Annotated in this window: 12 protein-coding genes and 5 tRNA genes; 5 read left to right on the top strand and 12 right to left on the bottom strand. The window is 44.9% G+C overall.

Annotated elements, in window-relative coordinates:
• Window positions 1–3 precede the first annotated feature (3 nt).
• Window positions 4–3,129, top strand: coding sequence for an efflux RND transporter permease subunit (locus AAGA51_RS00375; RefSeq protein ID WP_042489787.1), 3,126 nt, complete (start codon window positions 4–6; stop codon window positions 3,127–3,129).
• Window positions 3,130–3,202: 73 nt separating this feature from the next.
• Here AAGA51_RS00375 and AAGA51_RS00370 read toward each other — a convergent pair whose 3' ends face one another.
• From AAGA51_RS00370 to AAGA51_RS00325, 10 genes are all read right to left on the bottom strand, one after another.
• Window positions 3,203–4,147, bottom strand: coding sequence for a sporulation protein (locus tag AAGA51_RS00370; RefSeq protein WP_052404635.1), 945 nt, complete (start codon window positions 4,145–4,147; stop codon window positions 3,203–3,205).
• Between the two features lie 184 nt (window positions 4,148–4,331).
• On the bottom strand, window positions 4,332–5,270 hold the full coding sequence (locus AAGA51_RS00365; protein WP_042489789.1) for an ABC transporter permease: 939 nt from the start codon (window positions 5,268–5,270) through the stop codon (window positions 4,332–4,334).
• Window positions 5,271–5,272: 2 nt separating this feature from the next.
• On the bottom strand, window positions 5,273–6,250 hold the full coding sequence (locus tag AAGA51_RS00360) for an ABC transporter permease (RefSeq protein WP_042489791.1): 978 nt from the start codon (window positions 6,248–6,250) through the stop codon (window positions 5,273–5,275).
• 169 nt (window positions 6,251–6,419) lie between these two features.
• Complete coding sequence (locus AAGA51_RS00355) at window positions 6,420–7,979, bottom strand: ABC transporter substrate-binding protein (RefSeq protein WP_042489793.1); 1,560 nt, start codon at window positions 7,977–7,979, stop codon at window positions 6,420–6,422.
• A gap of 94 nt (window positions 7,980–8,073) precedes the next feature.
• Window positions 8,074–9,789: a dipeptide ABC transporter ATP-binding protein gene (locus tag AAGA51_RS00350; protein ID WP_042489794.1), complete on the bottom strand. Its 1,716-nt coding sequence runs from the start codon at window positions 9,787–9,789 to the stop codon at window positions 8,074–8,076.
• Window positions 9,790–10,750: 961 nt separating this feature from the next.
• Window positions 10,751–10,827: transfer RNA gene (locus AAGA51_RS00345), tRNA-Pro, on the bottom strand.
• A gap of 54 nt (window positions 10,828–10,881) precedes the next feature.
• A tRNA-His gene (locus AAGA51_RS00340) sits at window positions 10,882–10,957 on the bottom strand.
• A gap of 9 nt (window positions 10,958–10,966) precedes the next feature.
• Window positions 10,967–11,043: transfer RNA gene (locus AAGA51_RS00335), tRNA-Pro, on the bottom strand.
• A gap of 55 nt (window positions 11,044–11,098) precedes the next feature.
• Window positions 11,099–11,174: transfer RNA gene (locus AAGA51_RS00330), tRNA-His, on the bottom strand.
• Between the two features lie 43 nt (window positions 11,175–11,217).
• Window positions 11,218–11,294 (bottom strand) — tRNA-Arg (locus AAGA51_RS00325).
• A gap of 317 nt (window positions 11,295–11,611) precedes the next feature.
• On the opposite strand from AAGA51_RS00325, the gene AAGA51_RS00320 reads away from it, so the two are divergent.
• Window positions 11,612–12,013, top strand: coding sequence for a c-type cytochrome (locus AAGA51_RS00320; RefSeq protein WP_042489810.1), 402 nt, complete (start codon window positions 11,612–11,614; stop codon window positions 12,011–12,013).
• 83 nt (window positions 12,014–12,096) lie between these two features.
• Here the strand turns inward: AAGA51_RS00320 and rep are convergent, their stop codons facing one another.
• Window positions 12,097–14,112, bottom strand: a complete 2,016-nt coding sequence (gene rep / locus AAGA51_RS00315) for a DNA helicase Rep (protein ID WP_042489812.1) — start codon at window positions 14,110–14,112, stop codon at window positions 12,097–12,099.
• 270 nt (window positions 14,113–14,382) lie between these two features.
• Between rep and AAGA51_RS00310 the strand changes: the two genes are divergently transcribed.
• From AAGA51_RS00310 to ubiK, 3 genes are all read left to right on the top strand, one after another.
• Window positions 14,383–15,489 (top strand): efflux RND transporter periplasmic adaptor subunit, encoded by a 1,107-nt coding sequence (locus AAGA51_RS00310; RefSeq protein WP_042489814.1) that lies wholly within the window; start codon window positions 14,383–14,385, stop codon window positions 15,487–15,489.
• Between the two features lie 11 nt (window positions 15,490–15,500).
• Entirely contained in the window at window positions 15,501–18,608 is a 3,108-nt protein-coding gene (locus AAGA51_RS00305) for a multidrug efflux RND transporter permease subunit (protein WP_042489816.1), read from the top strand.
• A gap of 117 nt (window positions 18,609–18,725) precedes the next feature.
• The gene (ubiK, locus tag AAGA51_RS00300; protein ID WP_042489818.1) at window positions 18,726–18,977 is read left to right on the top strand and encodes a ubiquinone biosynthesis accessory factor UbiK; all 252 of its coding nucleotides are present in this window, start codon (window positions 18,726–18,728) and stop codon (window positions 18,975–18,977) included.
• 163 nt (window positions 18,978–19,140) lie between these two features.
• Here the strand turns inward: ubiK and ilvC are convergent, their stop codons facing one another.
• Window positions 19,141–20,625 (bottom strand): ketol-acid reductoisomerase, encoded by a 1,485-nt coding sequence (ilvC, locus tag AAGA51_RS00295; RefSeq protein WP_042489820.1) that lies wholly within the window; start codon window positions 20,623–20,625, stop codon window positions 19,141–19,143.
• Window positions 20,626–20,649 lie beyond the last annotated feature (24 nt).

The following is a 20,649-nucleotide window of genomic DNA, read 5'->3' as shown; positions in this document are numbered from 1 at the left end:
GATATGGCTCGATTTTTTATAGATCGCCCAATCTTTGCTTGGGTGATTGCAATAATCATCATGCTTGCTGGTGTGTTATCGATCATGACACTGCCGGTATCTCAGTATCCGGATATCGCACCACCAACGGTTATTGTGTCAGGTACCTATCCAGGTGCTTCGGCTGATACCGTTGAAAACAGTGTGACACAGACGATAGAACAGAATATGAACGGGATTGATAACCTGATTTATATGTCGTCTCAAAGTAGTTCATCCGGTGCATTCAGCATTACGCTTACTTTTGAAAGTGGTACTGATGCGGATATTGCTCAGGTACAGGTGCAGAACAAACTTGCACTTGCCGAAGCAACACTACCAAATGAAGTAACACAACAAGGTATCACCGTTTCAAAATCATCTAGTTCATTCTTGATGGTTGTCGGCTTTGTCTCAACAGACGGAAGCATGGACAACACTGACCTTTCAGACTACATGATTTCTAACATTAAAGACCCACTAAGTCGTGTTCAGGGTGTCGGTGAAGTTCAGGTGTTCGGTGCTCAGAACGCAATGCGTATCTGGTTAGATCCAAACAAACTGAATAAATACAGCCTGACGCCTGCTCAAGTGAAATCTGCGGTCAGCGCGCAGAACACTCAGGTTTCTGTTGGTCAGTTAGGTGCAACACCGTCAGTCAAAGGCCAACGTCTGAATGCTACGATTACGGCACAAAGCCGTATGAGAACGGTGTCTGAGTTTGAAAACATCCTTTTGCGAGTAGACACCGATGGTGCGCAAATTCGCTTGAAAGATGTGGCTCGTGTTGAATTAGGTGCCGAGAGTTACCAAGCAGTTGCTCTATACAACGGTAAATACGCTGCGGGTATTGCGATTAAGCTGGCTACTGGTGCCAATGCGCTGGATACCTCTAAGTTAGTGAAAGCTCGTATTAACGAGATGTCGCCAACCTTCCCAGACAACATTGAAGTTATTTATCCATACGATACAACGCCATTTGTTCAGATCTCTATCGAAGAAGTAGTGCATACGCTGATTGAAGCGGTCGTACTGGTATTCCTCGTGATGTATCTGTTCTTGCAGAACTTCCGTGCAACGTTAATTCCAACCATCGCGGTTCCTGTTGTTCTGTTAGGTACTTTCGGTGTTATGGCGGCGTTTGGCTTCTCAATCAACACCCTAACTATGTTCGGTCTGGTGCTGGCGATAGGCCTGTTGGTTGACGATGCCATCGTTGTGGTCGAGAACGTTGAGCGGGTAATGGCGGAAGACGGTCTCCCTCCGCGTGAAGCAACCCGAAAATCGATGGGGCAGATTACTGGCGCACTAGTCGGTATCGCGATGGTACTAAGTGCGGTATTCATCCCTATGGCGTTCTTCGGTGGTGCTGCGGGTGCGATTTATCGCCAGTTCTCTCTGACTATCGTATCGTCTATGGTGCTGTCGGTATTAGTGGCAATGGTTCTGACACCGGCTCTATGTGCGACGTTGCTAAAACCGATGCACAAAGGTGAACACCATGTTCGCCGTGGTCCGCTAGCTTGGTTTAACAAAGCGTTTGACCGTGGTACGAACGGCTATAAGAACGTCGTGAGTAAAGGTGTAAACCAGCGCATTCGCTACCTTGCTATGTACGTCATTATTGTTGGTGTGTTAGGTACGTTGTGGACTCGTCTACCAACCTCTTTCGTTCCTGAAGAAGACCAAGGTATTTTCCTATCTATCATTCAGTTACCAGCAGGTTCAACGCAAGAGCAAACGCTGAACGTGATGGATAAAGTTGAAAAACACTTTTTGGAAAACGAATCAGACTCCGTTCAGTCGGTGTTCACTGTTTCAGGCTTTAGCTTCGCAGGTCAAGGTCAGAACATGGGTATGGCGTTTGTTCGACTCAAAGATTGGGATGAACGTACAAATCCAGCGATGTCAGTCAACGCGATTATTGGCAGAGCTTGGGGAGCATTCTCTCAAGTGAAAGAAGCGAACATCTATACCTTTAACCTTCCTGCAATTATGGGCTTAGGTAACGCAACGGGTTTTGATGCTTACCTCACCGATAATGCGAACTTAGGTCACGATAAGTTAATTCAGGCTCGTAACCAGCTGTTGGGTATGGCTTCGCAAAACCCTAACCTGACAGGTGTTCGTCCAAACGGTATGGAAGATACGCCACAGTTCCGTATTAACATCGACTACGAAAAAGCGATGGCAATGGGTCTGTCTGTTTCGGATATCAACAGCACGCTGTCAACGGCGCTAGGTTCAAGCTACGTTAACGACTTTATCGATAACGGTCGCGTTAAGAAGGTATACGTACAAGCAGATGCTGAGTACCGTATGAACCCTGAAGATCTGCGCCTATGGCATGTAAAAAATAACCTAGGTGAAATGGTTCCGTTTGATGCGTTTGCGACAACTGACTGGACTTACGGTTCACCTCGTCTAGAGCGTTATAACGGTGTTCCTGCGGTTAACATTCAAGGTTCGGCAGCAGCGGGTAAGAGTACTGGTGATGCAATGCAGGCGATCACCAACATTGTGGCTCAACTGCCTCAGGGTATTGGCCTACAGTGGACAGGTGCTTCTTACCAAGAAGTACAAACTGGTTCACAGGCTCCGCTACTTTATGCGCTGTCTATTTTGATCGTATTCTTGAGCCTTGCAGCTCTATACGAAAGCTGGAGTGTGCCGTTCTCTGTCATCCTGATTGTTCCACTAGGGGTATTTGGTGCTATTGCAGCGGCAACAGTGAAGTCGCTCTCTAATGACATCTACTTCCAAGTGGGTCTGTTAACGACTATCGGTCTGTCAGCGAAGAACGCCATCTTGATTGTAGAATTTGCGAAAGCACTCTACGACGATGGAAAAGACCTTATCAGTGCGACGGTAGAAGCGTGTCGTATGCGTCTACGCCCAATTATGATGACGTCATTTGCCTTTATCTTGGGTGTACTTCCACTAGCACTGAGTACTGGTGCGGGTGCCGCTAGCCGTAACGCAATTGGTTGGGGTGTTGTGGGTGGTATGTTCGCCGCAACGGTACTGGCCATCTTCTTCGTTCCTGTGTTCTTTGTGATTGTGATGAAGCTGTTCCGCACACAACCGCATAAGATCCCAGAAGATGCATAATCTTATCTAGCAATGAAAAAAACCCAGTGGCATTCACTGGGTTTTTTATTCTCTTAAATAAGTAAACTTTGGATTACTTTACGCAAAGCACATTGAGAAGAGAGGTACCTTTTAAAGTATTGACCTTACCCGTGGTAAAGAAACCTTTACTGCTCTCACCCCAATAAGGCAAATAAACTGGCCACTTATCTTTTTCCATCACTTTAGAATCAAGCAACTGCTTCCATTCGGCTTCTGTGGCTAAGCGCATTTTTTGTTGCTGGCAACGTTTCTCCGCATCAGCATAATTTAGGCGATTCCACGCCAAATCATGCTCCATATAGAACTGCTCCTTTTCATCCATCACGTAAGGAACTACGTAATGAAGGCCACTCAGTGTTGCTTCACGTCGAATAGTGATACTAGGCATGTCTTTAGTCGCCTTTGGCACGGCTTTAGTTGCGGATGGCGTTACTGCGGGTTTTGCTTTTGGCGCTGGTTTAACAACTGGCTTAGGTTTCGCGGCGACTACTTTCTTAGCAGTACTTTGGGATTTGGATGCTGGTTTTTTCTCAGTAACAACCGGAGCATCTTGCTCGCCTTTGCGCACTTCGCGAATGAATGCTTCTTTGTAAAGTTTCTCGCTTCTAACCCCAGCGAGCTCTTTTTTGGCTATCGCATAGTCGTCGTAAGGGCCTATCAGGCAGCGTAACGTTTTACCTTCTGGCTTCATCCATACATCTGTTGAGATGTGCTTATAAAGCACTTTAGCGCGGCTTAACGGCATTGATTCATTCAGCAAGCCACACTGAATCCAAAATAGAGAGTCTTTTCCTTTCGGTGCAGAATTCCCCCACAGTCCCTTACCAATTGGGCAGTTGCTGTTTAACTGAGGAAGCTCGTTGGTTGAAGCTTGAGTTCCACCACACAAAAACTGATCAGGCTCAGCGGCCAAAAGTATTTGAGAAGCAAAACAAAAAGGCAATCCAATCAAAAGAAGGTGAGAAAGTTTCGGCATTGCGGCCCCTTTAATATCCATACGCTCTCCGTTCAGGTGACTATGGTTACTGTCAATACTCTACCTGAGCTTGTATCTATCTGACTATTTATGGTTGTGAGTAAAAATTTTCAGTTATTGCAAGAAAAGATAAGCAAAAAAAGAGCCGTAATCACTTACGGCTCTAGTTTAGGTAGATTATGTCAACAAAATCAATCGACGAGGATCACCCTTTATAGATTTTCGGGTTAAATACGTCACGCAGCCAGTCACCGAGCAGGTTAATCACCAATACTAAGGTTACAAGCAGCACACCCGGGAAGGCAGTGATCCACCAAGAGCCTGAGAAAATATAGTTGAAACCGATACTGATCAGGGCACCCAATGATGGTTGGTCAACAGGCAAACCTAAGCCAAGGAATGAAAGTGCCGCTTCTGACATGATAGCGTTTGCCACCTGTACCGTTGAGATAACCAGAATTGGAGACAAACAGTTAGGCAGAATGTGACGGAACATGATACGAGGCGCTTTAAAGCCCATGACACGAGCCGCTTCCACATACTCTTTCTTCTTCTCAGCTAATACAGATGCACGAATAGTTCGCGCATACTGAGGCCATTCAGCCACACCGATAATCACCACCAGCATTAACACTGCGTATTCGCTATAGAACTCGCTACCGAAACTCGCTTTGAAGATTGCCGATACAATGATCGCCACCATCATGGTCGAGAACGACAACTGAACATCGGCAAAACGCATTAAGTAGCTATCAATACGACCACCAAAGTAACCAGAAGATAGACCAATGATAATGCCCAAGAACAGCTGTAGCGCTACCGCTAGGAAACCGATCGTCAGTGAAAGACGTGAGCCGTAAAGCATGGTCGATAAAATATCGCGCCCTTGCTCATCAGTACCCAGTAGGAAACGCTCATCACCGCCATCCATCCAAGATGGTGGAAGCTCGGCGTCCATAATGTCAATTGATGACATGTCGTATGGGTCTGTCGGTGCAATAAGCGGCGCAGCTACTGAAAGCACCAAGAAAATCATACAGATGGCAAAGCTGAACATTGCCACTTTGTCACGTAAGAAGTAGTACAGAAAATCTGACTGTTTAAAACGCTCCCAGCGTGAAGGAGCTGCTGCAAATTCGCTCATGATTATGCTCCTTTTCCTGTTAAGTCTACGGTTGGGTTAATCAATCCGTACAACAAATCAACCACTGTGTTGGTTACAACGAAGATTAGGCCAACGAAAATAACGTAAGCAGTAATCAAAGGTGTATCTACACGGTTAATCGCTTCAAGGAATAGGAAGCCTGTACCCGGCCACTGGAATACTGTCTCTGTCAAAATGGTATACGCCACCATAGTACCAATCTGAACACCACCTACCGTGAGCACTGGCAACATTGTGTTTTTCAGCGCATGTTGGTAGTAGATTTTCTTAAGCGGTAAACCTTTTGCCGTGGCAAACTTAATGTATTCAGAGCTAAGAACTTCGAGCATTTCAGAACGAACCAAGCGAATAAACAGTGGCAACATGATGGAAGCCAGTGAGATACAAGGCAGAATCAGGTGCAGTAAACCATCAACCGTAAAGTAGCCTGATTCCCAGCCCAACAGATTGTAGGTTTCACCACGTCCATAAGATGGTAGCCAGCCCAATTCAATTGAGAAGATATACATCAGCATAATCGCTGTTAAGAACACCGGAATAGAGATACCGATGCTACTACCGGCCATCACGACTTTCGTAAACAGACTTTTTGGTTTTATTGCCGTATAAACACCAATTGGAATAGAGCAAACAATAATGATTAATGACGCGCCAAAGACGAGCTCTAGAGTAGCCACTAATTTATCAAGAATGACTTCAATAGCTGGGCGTTTAAAGAAATAAGATGTGCCTAAGTCACCCTGCACCGCAGCAGTAACAAAGCGAGAATATTTGGTAATGAAGGGATCGTTCAGACCAAGTTCATCGCGCAGCGCTTGGCGCTCAGCTTCTGAAACAGATTGGCCGACAAGCTCACGTAGCGGGTCACCCAAGTTATCTTGGATGGCAAACGCCACTAAACTGATCACAAACATCACTATCAGTGCCTGAAACAGGCGCTTGACCAGAAACGTAAACATTCCTTGCCCCTTAACTTTCCATGCAAAATTCGGAACACACACGAGGTGCGAAAATACTCAGCCTAAAAAACGACACTTTATCCGACTGAAAAAATAAACTGTCTAAGTGTTAAAACACGCCTTCGATGTCAAACACCGAAGGCGTGGTGTTACTTGTTAATGCTCAATCTTACTTCTCGTCAACCACTAGGTCGCCGAAGTAAGGGAAGTCCATTGCGTTCACGATTTCTTTCGCGTGTACGTTAGACTTCGCACCCCAAGCAAGGTTTTGCCAGTGTAGAGGAACGAACGCTGCATCGTTGTACAGAGTCGCTTCTATTTTCTGTAGCATTGCTGCACGTTTAGCTGGATCTGTTTCAAGGTTAGCGTCTTCTACTAACTTATCCACTGCTGGGTTAGAGTAGTGACCACAGTTGTATTGGCCTTTACCTGTCTCTTCGTTACGAGTCATAGTCAGAAACTCAGTGAAGTTCGCTGAATCCTCTGTATCTGCGTGCCAACCGATCATCAACATATCCGCTGAACATAGGTCGAACTCTGGCCAGTATTGCGCTTTAGGCATAGTCTTAAGATCAACTTTGATACCGATCTTAGACAGCATTGCTGAAACAGCTTGAGCTACTTTTGCATCGTTCACATAACGGTTGTTTGGAGCGATCATAGTAAGCGTGAAGCCTTTGTCGTAACCGGCTTCTTTCATTAGCTCTTTTGCTTTTTTCAGGTCAAAGCGTGGAACCAGCTCAGGGTTGTAACCTGCGTAGCCTTTAGGGCTTTGTTGACCAGCAGCTGTTGCGAAGCCTTTCATGATCTTATCAACGATACCTTCGTTGTTAATCGCATGAACGATAGCTTGACGAACACGAACATCTTTCAACGCTTCGTTGCTAGATTGGTTCATTTGGAACGTGATGATACGAGTACCAGGAAGAGTGATTAGGTCAACGCCTTTCGCTTCTTCAACACGTTTGTGATCGTTAGGCGCTACAGGAGCAATCATATCTACGTCGCCAGAAAGCAGCGCAGCAACACGAGTCGCATCTTCTTTGATTGGCACTAGAGTTAGTTTGTCTACGTTACCTTTAGACGCTTTGTCCCAGTAACCGTCAAAACGTTCAAACTCAACTTTTACGCCTTGTTCACGAGAAGTAACGATGAAAGGACCAGTACCTGATACGTGAGTAGAAGCAAAAGAGTTTCCGTGTTTCACGATTTCAGCTTTGTCTTTACCGTCTTCACCAGTACCAGAGTAGAACTTGCTGTCCATTGGGAAGATGTAAGTTGCGGTTTGAAGAACAAGCGGGTATGCACCTTTTGACACTAGGTCAAATGTGTAATCATCTACTTTAACGATTTTTTCAAACGGTTCGAAAATCGCTTTGAAATCTGGAGAAGCTTGTAGACGGTCGAATGTCCAAACTACATCGTCAGCCGTTAGTTCGTTACCAGAATGGAACTTCACACCCTTGCGTAGATGGAAACGTACTGTTTTGTCGTCAATACGCTCCCATTTTTCCGCTAGGCGAGCTTCAAAATCCAAATCTTGTGTGTAACGAACTAGTGGATCAAATACCATATGAGACATCTGAAGCGTACCACCTGAAAGTTGCTCATGTGGATCAAGAGACACTGGGTCTGCGTCGTACGCTACTTTGATGTCTGCTGCGCTAGCTGCAAAGCTTAAACCAGCGGCCATTAAAGCTAATGCTAATTTGCTTTTCATGGTTTTCATTGCATAACTCCTTATGCGGGAATCCAAATCCCTAGTTGTTGTATTTGCTTCTGCTTAAAATGCCAAACAAGAACGTTTGGTAATGGTTACGGCTTTAGGCCGTTTCTACTTCTTCTCTTAATCCTGTGAATTCAGGCATCAAAGAAATCAGTTGTTTACTGTACTCGTGCTGAGGAGAGTTGAAAAGCTGCTCCGTTGGCGCAACTTCCAGTAAGGTCCCCATTTTCATCACACCTACGCGATCACACATCTGGCGAATCACAGGTAAATCGTGACTGATAAACAGCATGGTTAGGTTCAGTTCATCTTGAAGATCTTTGAGAAGGTTCAAAATCTGAGCCTGTACAGACACATCCAGAGCGGATGTTGGTTCATCACAAATCAATAAGCGCGGGCGCGTTGCTAACGCACGAGCGATAGAAATACGTTGGCGTTGACCACCTGAAAATTCGTGCGGATATTTCACGCCAGCCATTTTTCCAAGGCCTACGTGCTCTAATAAATCGTTCACGATTTGACGCGTTTCAGCTTCACCGCTGGTTAGCTTATGGAAACGAATAGGCTCCGCAACGATATCGAAAATCTTCATACGTGGGTTCATCGACGTATAAGGGTTCTGGAATACCATCTGCATTTGACGACGCATTGGGCGACGCTCTTTTTCAGATTTCAGAGCCGTTAAATCAATACCTTCAAATGTCACGCGACCATCATTTGGCTGGTAAAGACCAGCGATAACACGCGCAATAGTCGATTTACCTGAACCCGATTCGCCAACCAGACCAAAAGTTTCGCCTTCAAACACTTCAAAACTCACATCGTTTGAAGCTTGCACGTATTCACGGCGGCTTTCGAATAAAGAATCTTTAGTCACAAAACGTAAGTTAACGTTTTCTACTTTAAGCAACGGACCTGTGTACGCTCTGTCGTCCTGACTCTTGCCTAACCAGTGGTTTTTAATATCAATCGATTTTGTCTCTTCCGCTTGTTCGATATAAGTCACTAGCGGGAAACGGTCGAGTTTCTTGTCAGAGCGAGGTACAGCTGAAATCAGGCTGCGCGTATATTTGTGGTCAGGGTCACCCAGCACTTTCGCTGTTGGCCCAAATTCAACCAGATCACCACGATACATAACCGCGACGCGGTCAGTAACGTTAGACACAACACCCATATCGTGCGTTACCAACATACAACCTACGTTGTTCTTGATACATAAATCACGAATAAGACTTAGGATTTGATCCTGAATAGAAACATCCAGCGCCGTTGTTGGTTCATCCGCAATAATCAGATCAGGCTCACCAGCAAGAGCGATAGCAATAACCACACGCTGACGCATACCACCAGAAAACTGGTGAGGGTATTGCTTAAGACGGTTTTCAGGCTGAGGAATACCCACTTGTTTCATTAAAGAGAGCGCACGTCGATATGCTTCTTCATCGGAAACCTTCATATTGGCATGAATAGTTTCTGTTAGTTGATGTTCAACAGTAAATAGCGGGTTCAAAGACGTCATTGGGTCTTGGAAAATAAAGCCAATTTTAGAACCACGCACTTTGCGCATTTTCTCAGGTGATAAACCGGAAATTTTTTCACCATCTAGGAAAACTTCACCACCAGCAATCGTGCCTGGAGGGCTAAGCAAATCAATAACAGCATTACCAACGGTAGACTTACCCGCACCAGATTCGCCAACCACACCGACGATCTCACCACGCTCAATGTTGAACGAAAGTGATTTTACTGCCGCATGCACACCGTGACGCGAAGGATATTCAATACGAAGGTTTTTTACTTCTAAAAGTGACATTTACACCAGACCTCTACTGCTCGGCAGTTTTCTGCCCTGTCTGCGCCTCATACACCGATGAAAAATACGAGTAATATGAAGACAAGTGAATCCATTCTTGTCAGTACAAAATTCTGACAATTTACAAGCCCATCAATTTGGCAAATATTTCACAGAAAAGCAACAAAGATAGGATAAAAAGTCGATAAAAAACGAATTCAAAGCACTATTATCGAATTTGTATGCACCACAATTGCACATAACAATGGTTTGACCATTTATCTAGCACGTAAAATCACACTGACCAACTTAGCCTTAAACACTGTAAAGCAACAGAATAACCATACAATCTAAAATCAACACAGTGAATAATAAATCAAATTTAAGCAACGTTATTTTGTTAACAAAATAGAAACAAAATCAGAAATTACAGTGAAAGAAAAAACTAATGACCAAATTAAAATTAAACAGCAGTCATTAAATCGAAACATAGATCACAAGTGCAGATGTTTATTCCGGACGATTTCATTCACATAAATTGCAAATTTAGTCACTTTTAAATTCTAACCCCCATTTTCGTACAAAATACACGCACTTATACTTTAGATGATTTTTACCCAGCGCAAGGAATGGCCCTTTAGAATTTGAAACCCATCCCAGTGTTTAGCAAATAAAATTACAAAAACATCATTAAAACATCCATCTCACCGTCATTCCGCTTCAAGACGACAAAAGCCCCAGTCTTTCGACTGAGGCTTCATTATAGTGGCCGGTGAAAAGCCAGATCCTGAACATCAGGCGAACCCCACTCTGTTCGAAGACCTAAACCATGAATGCAAAAAGCCCCGTCATTTCTGACGAGACTTTATATAACAGCCGGTGAAGAGCCAGATTCCGAACATCAGGCGAACCCCGCTCTGTTCGAAAACCCAAAATCTGGATGTAAAAAAGCCCCAGTCTTTCGACTGAGGCTTCGTTATAGTGGTCGGTGAAGAGGGATTCGAACCCCCGACCCTCTGGTCCCAAACCAGATGCGCTACCAAGCTGCGCTATTCACCGACTTATGTTTTATCTTGAATTTCACAAGAAAGGGAACCGAAGTTACCAGAATAATGGGGTGGCCAACGAGGCTTGAACTCGCGACAACCGGAATCACAATCCGGGACTCTACCAACTGAGCTATGGCCACCAAAATTAGTGGTCGGTGAAGAGGGATTCGAACCCCCGACCCTCTGGTCCCAAACCAGATGCGCTACCAAGCTGCGCTATTCACCGACGAGTGTTTTATCTCGAAATTCATCAAGAAAGGGAACCGAAGTTACCAGAATAATGGGGTGGCCAACGAGGCTTGAACTCGCGACAACCGGAATCACAATCCGGGACTCTACCAACTGAGCTATGGCCACCACTGTATTTGCCAATTCGCTTACAATCCCGTAAGCATCCGGATGGCGCGCCCGAAAGGATTCGAACCTTCGACCTTTGGCTCCGGAGGCCAACGCTCTATCCAGCTGAGCTACGGGCGCATGCCCTATCGGCGGAGTGGAATAATACGTAGTTCACACTATGTCGTCTAGTATTTTTTCAACTTTTTTTGCCGTTTGATGGCTTTTTCGTCACATCCTTGTAGCTATTACCACAATAAGGATGTGACTAAGACCTTGAAGATCGCAACTTGTTGTTTATTGCAACAACTTATCGGGATATAATCACTCACTGTTTACATTGATTTAACAGCAAAGTTAACTTAACACACAAACTATGTTGCTTAAAATCACCCCTACTCTAAATATAAATAGGTAAGCAGCACTTACCTTCGGAATGTAAAGTGAGTTTATAGGATATGTCTCGATCACTCTTTAGCGTATTGTTCGCTGCTCTAACTTTTTCTACTGCAGCCCTAGCAACTAGCCAAGCTGATTATGATGCTATTGCTGAACGTATTAAACCCGTTGGTGATGTTTACCTAGCTGGTAGTGAACCTGTTTCTGCAGAACCTGCAGGCCCTCGTGATGGTGCGAAAGTCTACGGTACTTTCTGTATCGCTTGTCACGCCTCTGGAGTAAGCGGTGCGCCAATTAAAGGTAACGCTGACCAATGGGCACCTCGTATTGCTCAAGGCATCGATGTATTGAAAACCCATGCGATTAACGGTTTAAACATGATGCCACCTAAAGGTACATGTATGGACTGTTCTGACGATGAAATCGTTGCAGCAATCGAGCACATGATTGAAGGTTTGTAATCTCTTTCTATATCAAACGCTTTCTATGTAAAAAGGGCTTGGTTTATACCAAGCCCTTTTTATTTCAGTCTCTATCGAGCACGCTATTTTTTGAACATCGCACGCAAGTTGGCAATGTGCGCCTGCCCTTTCGCCATACGCTCTTCTGCTGTTTGCGGTTTTTTCTGGCTTTCCCATTCCACATCATCAAACGGAAGTTCATCTAAGAAGCGGCTTTGTGTCGGCTTTATCAGTTCACCGAACTGGCGGCGCTCTTTACACATAATAAAAGTCAGTTCCCGCTGCGCACGTGTAATACCTACGTACATTAAGCGACGCTCTTCCTCTACATTGTCTTCATCAATGCTGGTTTGATGGGGCAGAATACCTTCCTCAGCACCTAGCAAGTAAACGTATGGAAACTCAAGACCTTTAGACGCATGCAAAGTCATTAGCTGAACAGCATCACTGTCATCACTGTCTTCGCCGCGTTCCATCATGTCACGTAGGGTCAATCGCTGAACCACCTCTTTGAGTGTTTTCTCTTCTTTATCTGGATTATCACCTTCTAAGTCAGCAACTATCCAAGAGTAAAGATCAGAGACGTTCTTCATACGCATCTCTGCTGCTTTAGGGCTTGATGAGGTTTCATACAACCAGTCTTCGTAGTTGATATCGCGAACCAGTGAACGTACTGCTTCAACCGTATTACCACGTTCCGCATTATCAGCGATCGCGACCAACCAGTGAGTAAAACGCTGTAAGTTCTCCAGACCTCTTCCCGATAAATGCTGTTCTAAACCCAGTTCAAAGCTCGCTTCAAACAAGCTTTTTCCTCGCATATTGGCATAGCTGCCCAGCTTTTCCAGTGTGACAGGGCCTATCTCTCTGCGAGGTGTATTGACGATGCGTAAGAACGCATTGTCATCATCTGGATTCACCAACACTCGCAGATAAGCCATGATGTCTTTGATTTCAGCACGAGCGAAAAACGATGTGCCTCCGGATATTTTGTACGGAACCCGGTTTTGCGTCAGATACTTTTCTATCAATCGTGACTGATGGTTCCCGCGATACAGAATTGAATAATCTCTGTATTCGGTTCTATTAAGAAACTTATGAGCAATGATTTCTGCGGTTACACGTTCAGCTTCATGTTCATCATTTTTCGCTAAAATGACTTTGAGTTTTTCCCCATCAGGGATCTCAGAGAACAGCGATTTTTCATACACGTGCGGGTTGTTGGCAATCAGGATGTTAGCTGCGCGAAGAATACGGCTGGTTGAGCGGTAGTTCTGCTCCAACTTAATCAGTTTTAAGTTAGGAAAATCTTGACCAAGCAACACCAAGTTCTGTGGTTTCGCCCCACGCCATGAATAGATGGACTGATCATCGTCGCCAACGACGGTGAGACGGGCGCGTTCACCCACCAGCAGTTTGACCAGTTCATACTGACTGGAGTTGGTATCTTGGTATTCATCAACCAGCAGATAGCGAATACGATTTTGCCAGCGCTGGCGAACTTCTTCATTGCCACGCAATAGCAGCACAGGCATGAGAATCAAATCATCAAAATCCAATGCGTTATAAGCGCGCATCTGGGTTTGATACATTTCAAAACAGAAAGCAAACAGCTGCATCTGTTCGCCTTGAGCACTTGCTTTGGCATGCTCAGGCGTGATCATGTCATTTTTCCAATTGGAGATGGTACTCATCAACTGGCGCAGCAAGTCTTTGTCACCATCGAGCTGCTTTTCCGTTAACTCTTTTAGCAACGCTAGCTGATCTTGGTCGTCAAACAGAGAGAAACCCGCTTTTAAACCGAGGTGCTTAAACTCACGACGAATGATATTCAAACCTAAGGTATGGAAGGTTGAAACCATCAAACCTCTGGATTCTTGGCGTCCTAAAGTCTGCCCGACACGCTCTTTCATTTCACGCGCCGCTTTATTAGTAAAGGTCACCGCTGCAATATTGCGCGCTTTATAACCACATTGCTGAACTAAATAGGCTATTTTATTAGTGATTACACGTGTTTTACCTGAACCCGCACCTGCTAAAACCAAGCATGGGCCAGATACATACTTTACGGCTTCGTCTTGTCTAGGGTTCAGCTTCATAGTGTTCTCGAGTCGATAAATAAAGGCCGCTTATGATAGTCTGCATAAGCGATCAATTCCAACTAAGTTAAAAGTGTAACTATTTGTCATTTTATTGTACAAGTGTATTGCAAAACGAATACTTCGTTGCGCATAATACCGCCACATTATGAATTTACCTTTCCCGAGCAGAACCGTCTTCTCGGGTTTACTCGTTAGCAAACGTGTTTAATGGATTGATTTAAAAGCAACTGAATATTAATCCGACACGAACTTGGAGCTCTGAGCCGAATGAAAAAGTGGACCTTTTTTATGTTACTGATTGCTGTGCTACTTTTTGGCAGCGTGATTGGTTTCAATTTATTCAAGCAACAGAAAATCGCCGAGTACATGGCAAACCGTCCTGAACCAGAGTTTCCTGTTACCGTCACAGAAGTAACAGCTAATGACTGGACGCCAGTGATTGAAGCTATCGGTTTTATTGAACCAAACCAAGGTGTTACCTTAACCACTGAGACCAGCGGTGTGATCGACAAGATAATGTTTGAATCAGGCGCTCAAGTCTCGACAGATCAACCATTGGTATTGCTAGATTCACAAGTGGAAATCGCCAACCTGAAAAGTACTCAGGCACGCCTTCCTGCGGCTGAAGCAAAATATAAGCGCTACAAAGGCTTGTATACCAAAGGCTCGATTTCAAAAGAGTCTTACGATGATGCAGAAGCAAGCTACTTGTCTCTGTCTGCGGATATTGAAAGCCTCAAAGCAGCGATTGCACGTCGTGAAATCAAAGCACCGTTTGCTGGTGTAGTCGGTATTCGTAATGTTTACTTAGGCCAATATCTTCAACCGGGCACAGACATTGTGCGCCTTGAGGATACCAGCATTATGCGTTTACGCTTTACCGTTTCACAGACCGACATTTCCCGAATTTCTCTAGGACAAGAGGTCGATATTTTTGTCGATTCATATCCGGAAAAATCTTTTACTGGCTCAATTACAGCTATTGAACCTGCTGTCAGCGTGCAAAGTGGCCTGATTCAAGTTCAAGCGGATATCCCAAACAACGATGGTCTTCTTCGTAGCGGTATGTTTGCTCGCGCTAACATTATTTTGCCTAAGTTAGTTGACCAAGTGATCGTTCCTCAAACAGCGATAACCTTTACTCTCTATGGCGATAGTGTCTATGTGATGAAAAAGGTCGATGGTGCTGATCGCGTAGAGCAACGTGTGGTAAAAGTTGGCGAGCGTAAAGGTGCAGATGCTCATGTCCTTGATGGCTTAGAGATTGGTGATGTGGTGATCACGTCAGGTCAAGTTCGTCTAAGCAACAACTCAAAAGTTCGTGTAGTAGAAAGCAGTGCGACTACTCCACCAGCTCAAACACCGATGCTGTAATTGGAGGACTCATGCGCTTTACTGATGTTTTTATAAAACGTCCAGTTCTCGCGATATCCATCAGCTTTTTGATTGCACTGCTTGGTCTGCAAGCAATGTTCAAAATGCAGGTCAGTGAATATCCGGAAATGACGAATACAGTAGTAACGGTTTCAACTAGTTACTACGGGGCAAGTGCGGACTTAATCCAAGGCTTTATTACCCAGCCTTTGGAGCAAGCCATCGCTCAGGCCGACAACATTGACTATATGACATCGTCATCCGTACTAGGTAAATCCACCATTACGGTAATGATGAAACTTAATACTGACCCGAATGCTGCTCTATCGGATATCTTAGCGAAAACAAACTCTGTGCGTTCGCAGCTACCGAAAGAAGCAGAAGACCCGTCAGTCACCATGTCGACAGGTTCAACGACTGCTGTTCTGTATATCGGTTTCACCAGTGACGAATTGGCGTCCAGTCAGATCACTGACTATCTGGAACGTGTAATCAACCCGCAGCTATTTACCGTAAACGGCGTATCCAAAGTCGACTTATATGGCGGTATGAAGTACGCGCTACGCGTTTGGCTTGATCCAGCAAAAATGGCGGCACTTAACCTAACCGCTAGCGATGTTATGGGTGTATTGAATGCCAATAACTACCAATCGGCAACCGGTCAAGCAACGGGTGAGTTCGTCCTTTATAACGGTAGTGCAGATACACAAGTATCGAATGTCGATGAACTTAAAAACCTGGTTGTTAAAACGGGCGAAGGTTCTGTCATCCGTTTGAGCGATGTGGCTAAAGTCTCTTTGGAAAAAAGTCATGATGTTTATCGTGCAAGTGCTAATGGACGCGAAGCGGTTGTTGCTGCAATTAACGCAGCACCAAGCGCGAACCCAATTAACATTGCTGCCGATGTACTCGACCTTTTACCTCAGCTAAAGAGTAACTTGCCTAGCAACATTGAAATGAATGTGATGTATGACTCTACCATCGCGATTAACGAGTCGATTCAAGAGGTAATTAAAACCATCTTAGAAGCGGCCTTGATTGTATTGATCGTCATTACATTGTTCCTTGGCTCATTCCGTGCGGTACTGATTCCAATTGTAACGATCCCGCTGTCACTGATCGGTGTTGCGATGGTAATGCAATCAATGGGCTTCTCATGGAACCTGATGACCTTGCTGGCAATGGTACTGGCCATCGGTCTGGTTGTAGATGATGCGATTGTTGTATTGGAAAACGTTGACCGTCACATCAAACTTGGCGAGACACCATTCCGTGCTGCGATTATTGGTACACGAGAAATCGCAGTGCCTGTTATCGCAATGACGTTAACCCTAGGCGCGGTATACGCTCCGATCGCCATGATGGGTGGGATCACCGGTTCTCTGTTTAAAGAGTTTGCTTTGACACTTGCGGGGGCAGTGTTTGTTTCAGGTGTAGTCGCCTTAACACTGTCGCCAATGATGTGTTCAAAAATGCTGAAGGCAAATGAAGAGCCAAGCATGTTTGAGAAAAAGGTTCACCATATCCTAGACGGTATGACGGAGAGATACGCTCAAATGCTGGATGCTGTAATGCAACGTCGTCCAGTTATCATTGCGTTTGCTTTCATCGTGTTTGCAAGCTTACCAATGCTGTTTAAGTTTATCCCAAGTGAACTTGCACCGTCTGAAGATAAAGGTGTTGTGGTACTGATGGGTACCGGACCTTCAAATGCGAACTTGGACTACCTGCAAAACACAATGAATGACGTGAACAAGATTCTGTCAGAGCAAAAAGAAGTTCAATTTGCTCAGGTATTTACGGGGGTTCCAAACTCAAACCAAGCGTTTGGTATCGCATCTATGGTGCCTTGGAGTGAGCGAGAAGCAAGCCAAGCTGAAGTGACCAACCGCGTGGGCTCATTAATCCAAAACATTCCGGGTATGGCTGTGACTGCATTCCAAATGCCTGAATTACCTGGTGCTGGTTCTGGTCTGCCGATCCAGTTTGTTTTAACAACACCAAGCAGCTTCGAAAGTCTGTTTACCATCGCTACTGAAATACTGACTGACGTTAAATCAAGTCCACTGTTTGTTTATTCAGATTTGGATCTGAACTACGACTCAGCAACGATGAAGATCAACATTGATAAAGATAAAGCCGGTGCTTACGGCGTGACTATGCAAGATATTGGTATCACTCTGGGAACCATGATGGCAGACGGTTACGTAAACCGAATTGACCTCGATGGCCGTTCTTATGAAGTGATCCCGCAAGTGGAACGCAAATATCGTCTAAACCCTGAGTCAATGGAGAATTACTTTGTTCGCGCTGTTGATGGAAAAGCAGTACCACTCGGCAGCTTAATCAGTATTGATGTAGTCGCAGAACCTCGTTCACTGCCACACTTCAACCAGTTAAACTCCGCCACTATTGGCGCAGTGCCATCACCAGGTACGGCAATGGGTGACGCAATTAACTGGTTTGAAAATGTTGCAGAAACGAAGCTTCCTAGCGGATACAACCATGACTATATGGGCGAGGCTCGCCAGTATGTTACCGAAGGTAATGCGCTTTACGCCACATTCGGTTTAGCACTGGCTATCATCTTCCTGGTTCTCGCTATTCAGTTTGAATCATTAAAAGATCCACTGGTCATCATGGTATCAGTACCGCTGGCAATTTGTGGTGCGCTGATTACGTTGGCTTGGGGTGCTTCAACCATGAATATCTACTCTCAGGTAGGTTTGATTACTCTGGTTGGTCTGATCACCAAACACGGTATTCTGATTTGTGAAGTGGCAAAAGAAGAGCAACTGCATAATAAGAAATCTCGTATTGAAGCGGTTACTGAAGCGGCGAAAGTTCGTCTTCGTCCTATTCTGATGACAACCGCTGCGATGATTGCAGGCTTGATCCCACTGATGTACGCAACAGGTGCAGGTGCAGCTCAACGCTTCAGTATCGGTGTAGTTATCGTTGCTGGTCTTTCTATTGGTACGCTATTCACACTGTTTGTATTACCTGTGATCTACAGCTACCTAGCAGAAAAACACAAACCACTACCAGTGTTTGTCGAAGCGAAAGAACTCGAAGCTCTGGCACGTTTTGACAAAGAGCAGCAGGCGAGTCATGAATAACTTCATGTTCTCATAATCACAAAAGGTCACATCTGTGGCCTTTTTTATTGCAGCAATTAACGACTTTCTGGTGCGAATTGAATAGAATGTTCACCAGAAAGATAGGAGAGAAACCCGATGTTTGACCCAAAGAAACTCGAGCAAATTGCTAAGCAAATTCACGAATCAATGCCTCAACCGGTCAAAGAGCTGGGTGCGGATGTGGAACAAAAAGTTCGCCAAGTAATTCAGGGCCAGCTTAACAAACTGGATGTAGTAAGCCGTGAAGAGTTTGATGTACAAACTCAAGTGCTGCTTCGCACTCGCCAGAAGCTGACGGAGATGGAACAAAAGCTAGCAGAGCTGGAAAGCAAACTGGCTGATAAATAATTCCATTCGTCGGTAATTCGATAAATAGAATTCGAAAAATAGTAAAAGGGCTGAATCTCACGACTCAGCCCTTTTTGTTCTTGTTGTGTTTGCTTTTATATTTATTGCGCTAACGCCATACCAGCCTTTGAATTTTTAGTGTTTGGCTGGCAATGATTTGCTATTAGTCACCTACCGCGATGCGCTTCATGTCTTTCATGTAGCCACGTAGCTCTTCACCGATGTATTCCACTGGGTGGTTACGGATGATGCTGTTCACTTCGATTAGTTTCGCGTTATCTACTTGGTTAGACGTTTCGCCTAGGCCTTTACCGATTACGTCAGTACCTACGTTTGGCATGAACTTCTCACGTAGTAGAGGCGTTGCAACGTTAGCGAATAGGTAGTTACCGTATTCCGCAGTATCAGAGATAACCACGTTCATTTCGTATAGACGTTTACGCGCAACCGTGTTTGCAATCAGTGGAAGCTCATGTAGTGATTCGTAGTAAGCAGACTCATCGATAATGCCTGATGCAGTCATTGCTTCGAATGCCAATTCAACCCCAGCACGAACCATTGCAATCATTAGAATGCCGTTGTCAAAGAACTCTTGCTCACTGATCTTAACGCTTGATTCTGGGTAGTTTTCGAATGCAGTTTCTGCAGTCTCTGCACGCCAGCCAAGAAGGTTCGCATCGTCATTTGCCCAGTCAGCCATCATAGTGCTAGAGAAGTGACCAGAGATAATGTCATCCATGTGTTTGTTGTACAGTGGACGCATTAGCTCTTTTAGCTCTTCAGAAAGCTCGAATGCTTTGATTTTCGCAGGGTTAGTCAGACGATCCATCATGTGAGTGATGCCACCGAACTTCAATGCTTCTGTAATGGTTTCCCAACCGTATTGAAGTAGACGACCTGCGTAGCCTGCATCGATACCTTCAGCAACCATTTTCTCGTAACAAACGATAGAACCCGCTTGCAACATACCACATAGGATAGTTTGCTCACCCATTAGGTCAGATTTTACTTCTGCTACGAATGAAGACTCTAGACAGCCTGCACGGTGACCACCAGTTGCTGCAGCCCAAGCTTTAGCGATATCCCAACCTTCACCTTTAGGGTCGTTTTCTGGGTGAACTGCGATCAGGGTAGGAACACCGAAACCACGTTTGTATTCTTCACGTACTTCTGTACCCGGACACTTAGGCGCAACCATTACAACAGTAATGTCTTTACGAATTTGCATACCTTCTTCAACGATGTTGAAGCCGTGTGAGTAACCTAGTGCAGCGCCTTCTTTCATTAGAGGCATTACTGTTTCAACAACGTTTGTGTGTTGTTTGTCAGGAGTTAGGTTTACTACTAGGTCTGCTTGAGGAATAAGATCTTCGTAGCTGCCTACGTTGAAACCGTTGTCTTTTGCATTTTTGTAAGACTGACGCTTTTCGTCAATTGCTGCCTGGCGAAGTGCGTAAGAAACATCTAGACCTGAATCACGCATGTTCAGGCCTTGGTTAAGACCTTGAGCACCACAACCTACGATAACCACTTTCTTACCTTTCAGGTAATCCGCTTCTGTCGCGAACTCTTCACGATCCATGAAACGACAGCGACCTAGTTGGTCCAATTGTTCACGTAGATTTAGGGTATTGAAATAGTTAGCCATTGTGGTGCTCCTGTAATTATCTTT

The organism is Vibrio diazotrophicus (genome assembly GCF_038452265.1).
GTDB lineage: Bacteria > Pseudomonadota > Gammaproteobacteria > Enterobacterales > Vibrionaceae > Vibrio > Vibrio diazotrophicus.
This window is presented reverse-complemented; position numbering and strand designations above follow the sequence as displayed.

Coding starts and splice junctions, on each gene's coding strand:
- AAGA51_RS00375 (WP_042489787.1), top strand. CDS start 4: ATGGCTCGATTTTTTATAGATCGCCCAATCTTTGCTTGGGTGATTGCA.
- AAGA51_RS00370 (WP_052404635.1), bottom strand. CDS start 4,147: ATGGATATTAAAGGGGCCGCAATGCCGAAACTTTCTCACCTTCTTTTG.
- AAGA51_RS00365 (WP_042489789.1), bottom strand. CDS start 5,270: ATGAGCGAATTTGCAGCAGCTCCTTCACGCTGGGAGCGTTTTAAACAG.
- AAGA51_RS00360 (WP_042489791.1), bottom strand. CDS start 6,250: ATGTTTACGTTTCTGGTCAAGCGCCTGTTTCAGGCACTGATAGTGATG.
- AAGA51_RS00355 (WP_042489793.1), bottom strand. CDS start 7,979: ATGAAAACCATGAAAAGCAAATTAGCATTAGCTTTAATGGCCGCTGGT.
- AAGA51_RS00350 (WP_042489794.1), bottom strand. CDS start 9,789: ATGTCACTTTTAGAAGTAAAAAACCTTCGTATTGAATATCCTTCGCGT.
- AAGA51_RS00320 (WP_042489810.1), top strand. CDS start 11,612: ATGTCTCGATCACTCTTTAGCGTATTGTTCGCTGCTCTAACTTTTTCT.
- rep (WP_042489812.1), bottom strand. CDS start 14,112: ATGAAGCTGAACCCTAGACAAGACGAAGCCGTAAAGTATGTATCTGGC.
- AAGA51_RS00310 (WP_042489814.1), top strand. CDS start 14,383: ATGAAAAAGTGGACCTTTTTTATGTTACTGATTGCTGTGCTACTTTTT.
- AAGA51_RS00305 (WP_042489816.1), top strand. CDS start 15,501: ATGCGCTTTACTGATGTTTTTATAAAACGTCCAGTTCTCGCGATATCC.
- ubiK (WP_042489818.1), top strand. CDS start 18,726: ATGTTTGACCCAAAGAAACTCGAGCAAATTGCTAAGCAAATTCACGAA.
- ilvC (WP_042489820.1), bottom strand. CDS start 20,625: ATGGCTAACTATTTCAATACCCTAAATCTACGTGAACAATTGGACCAA.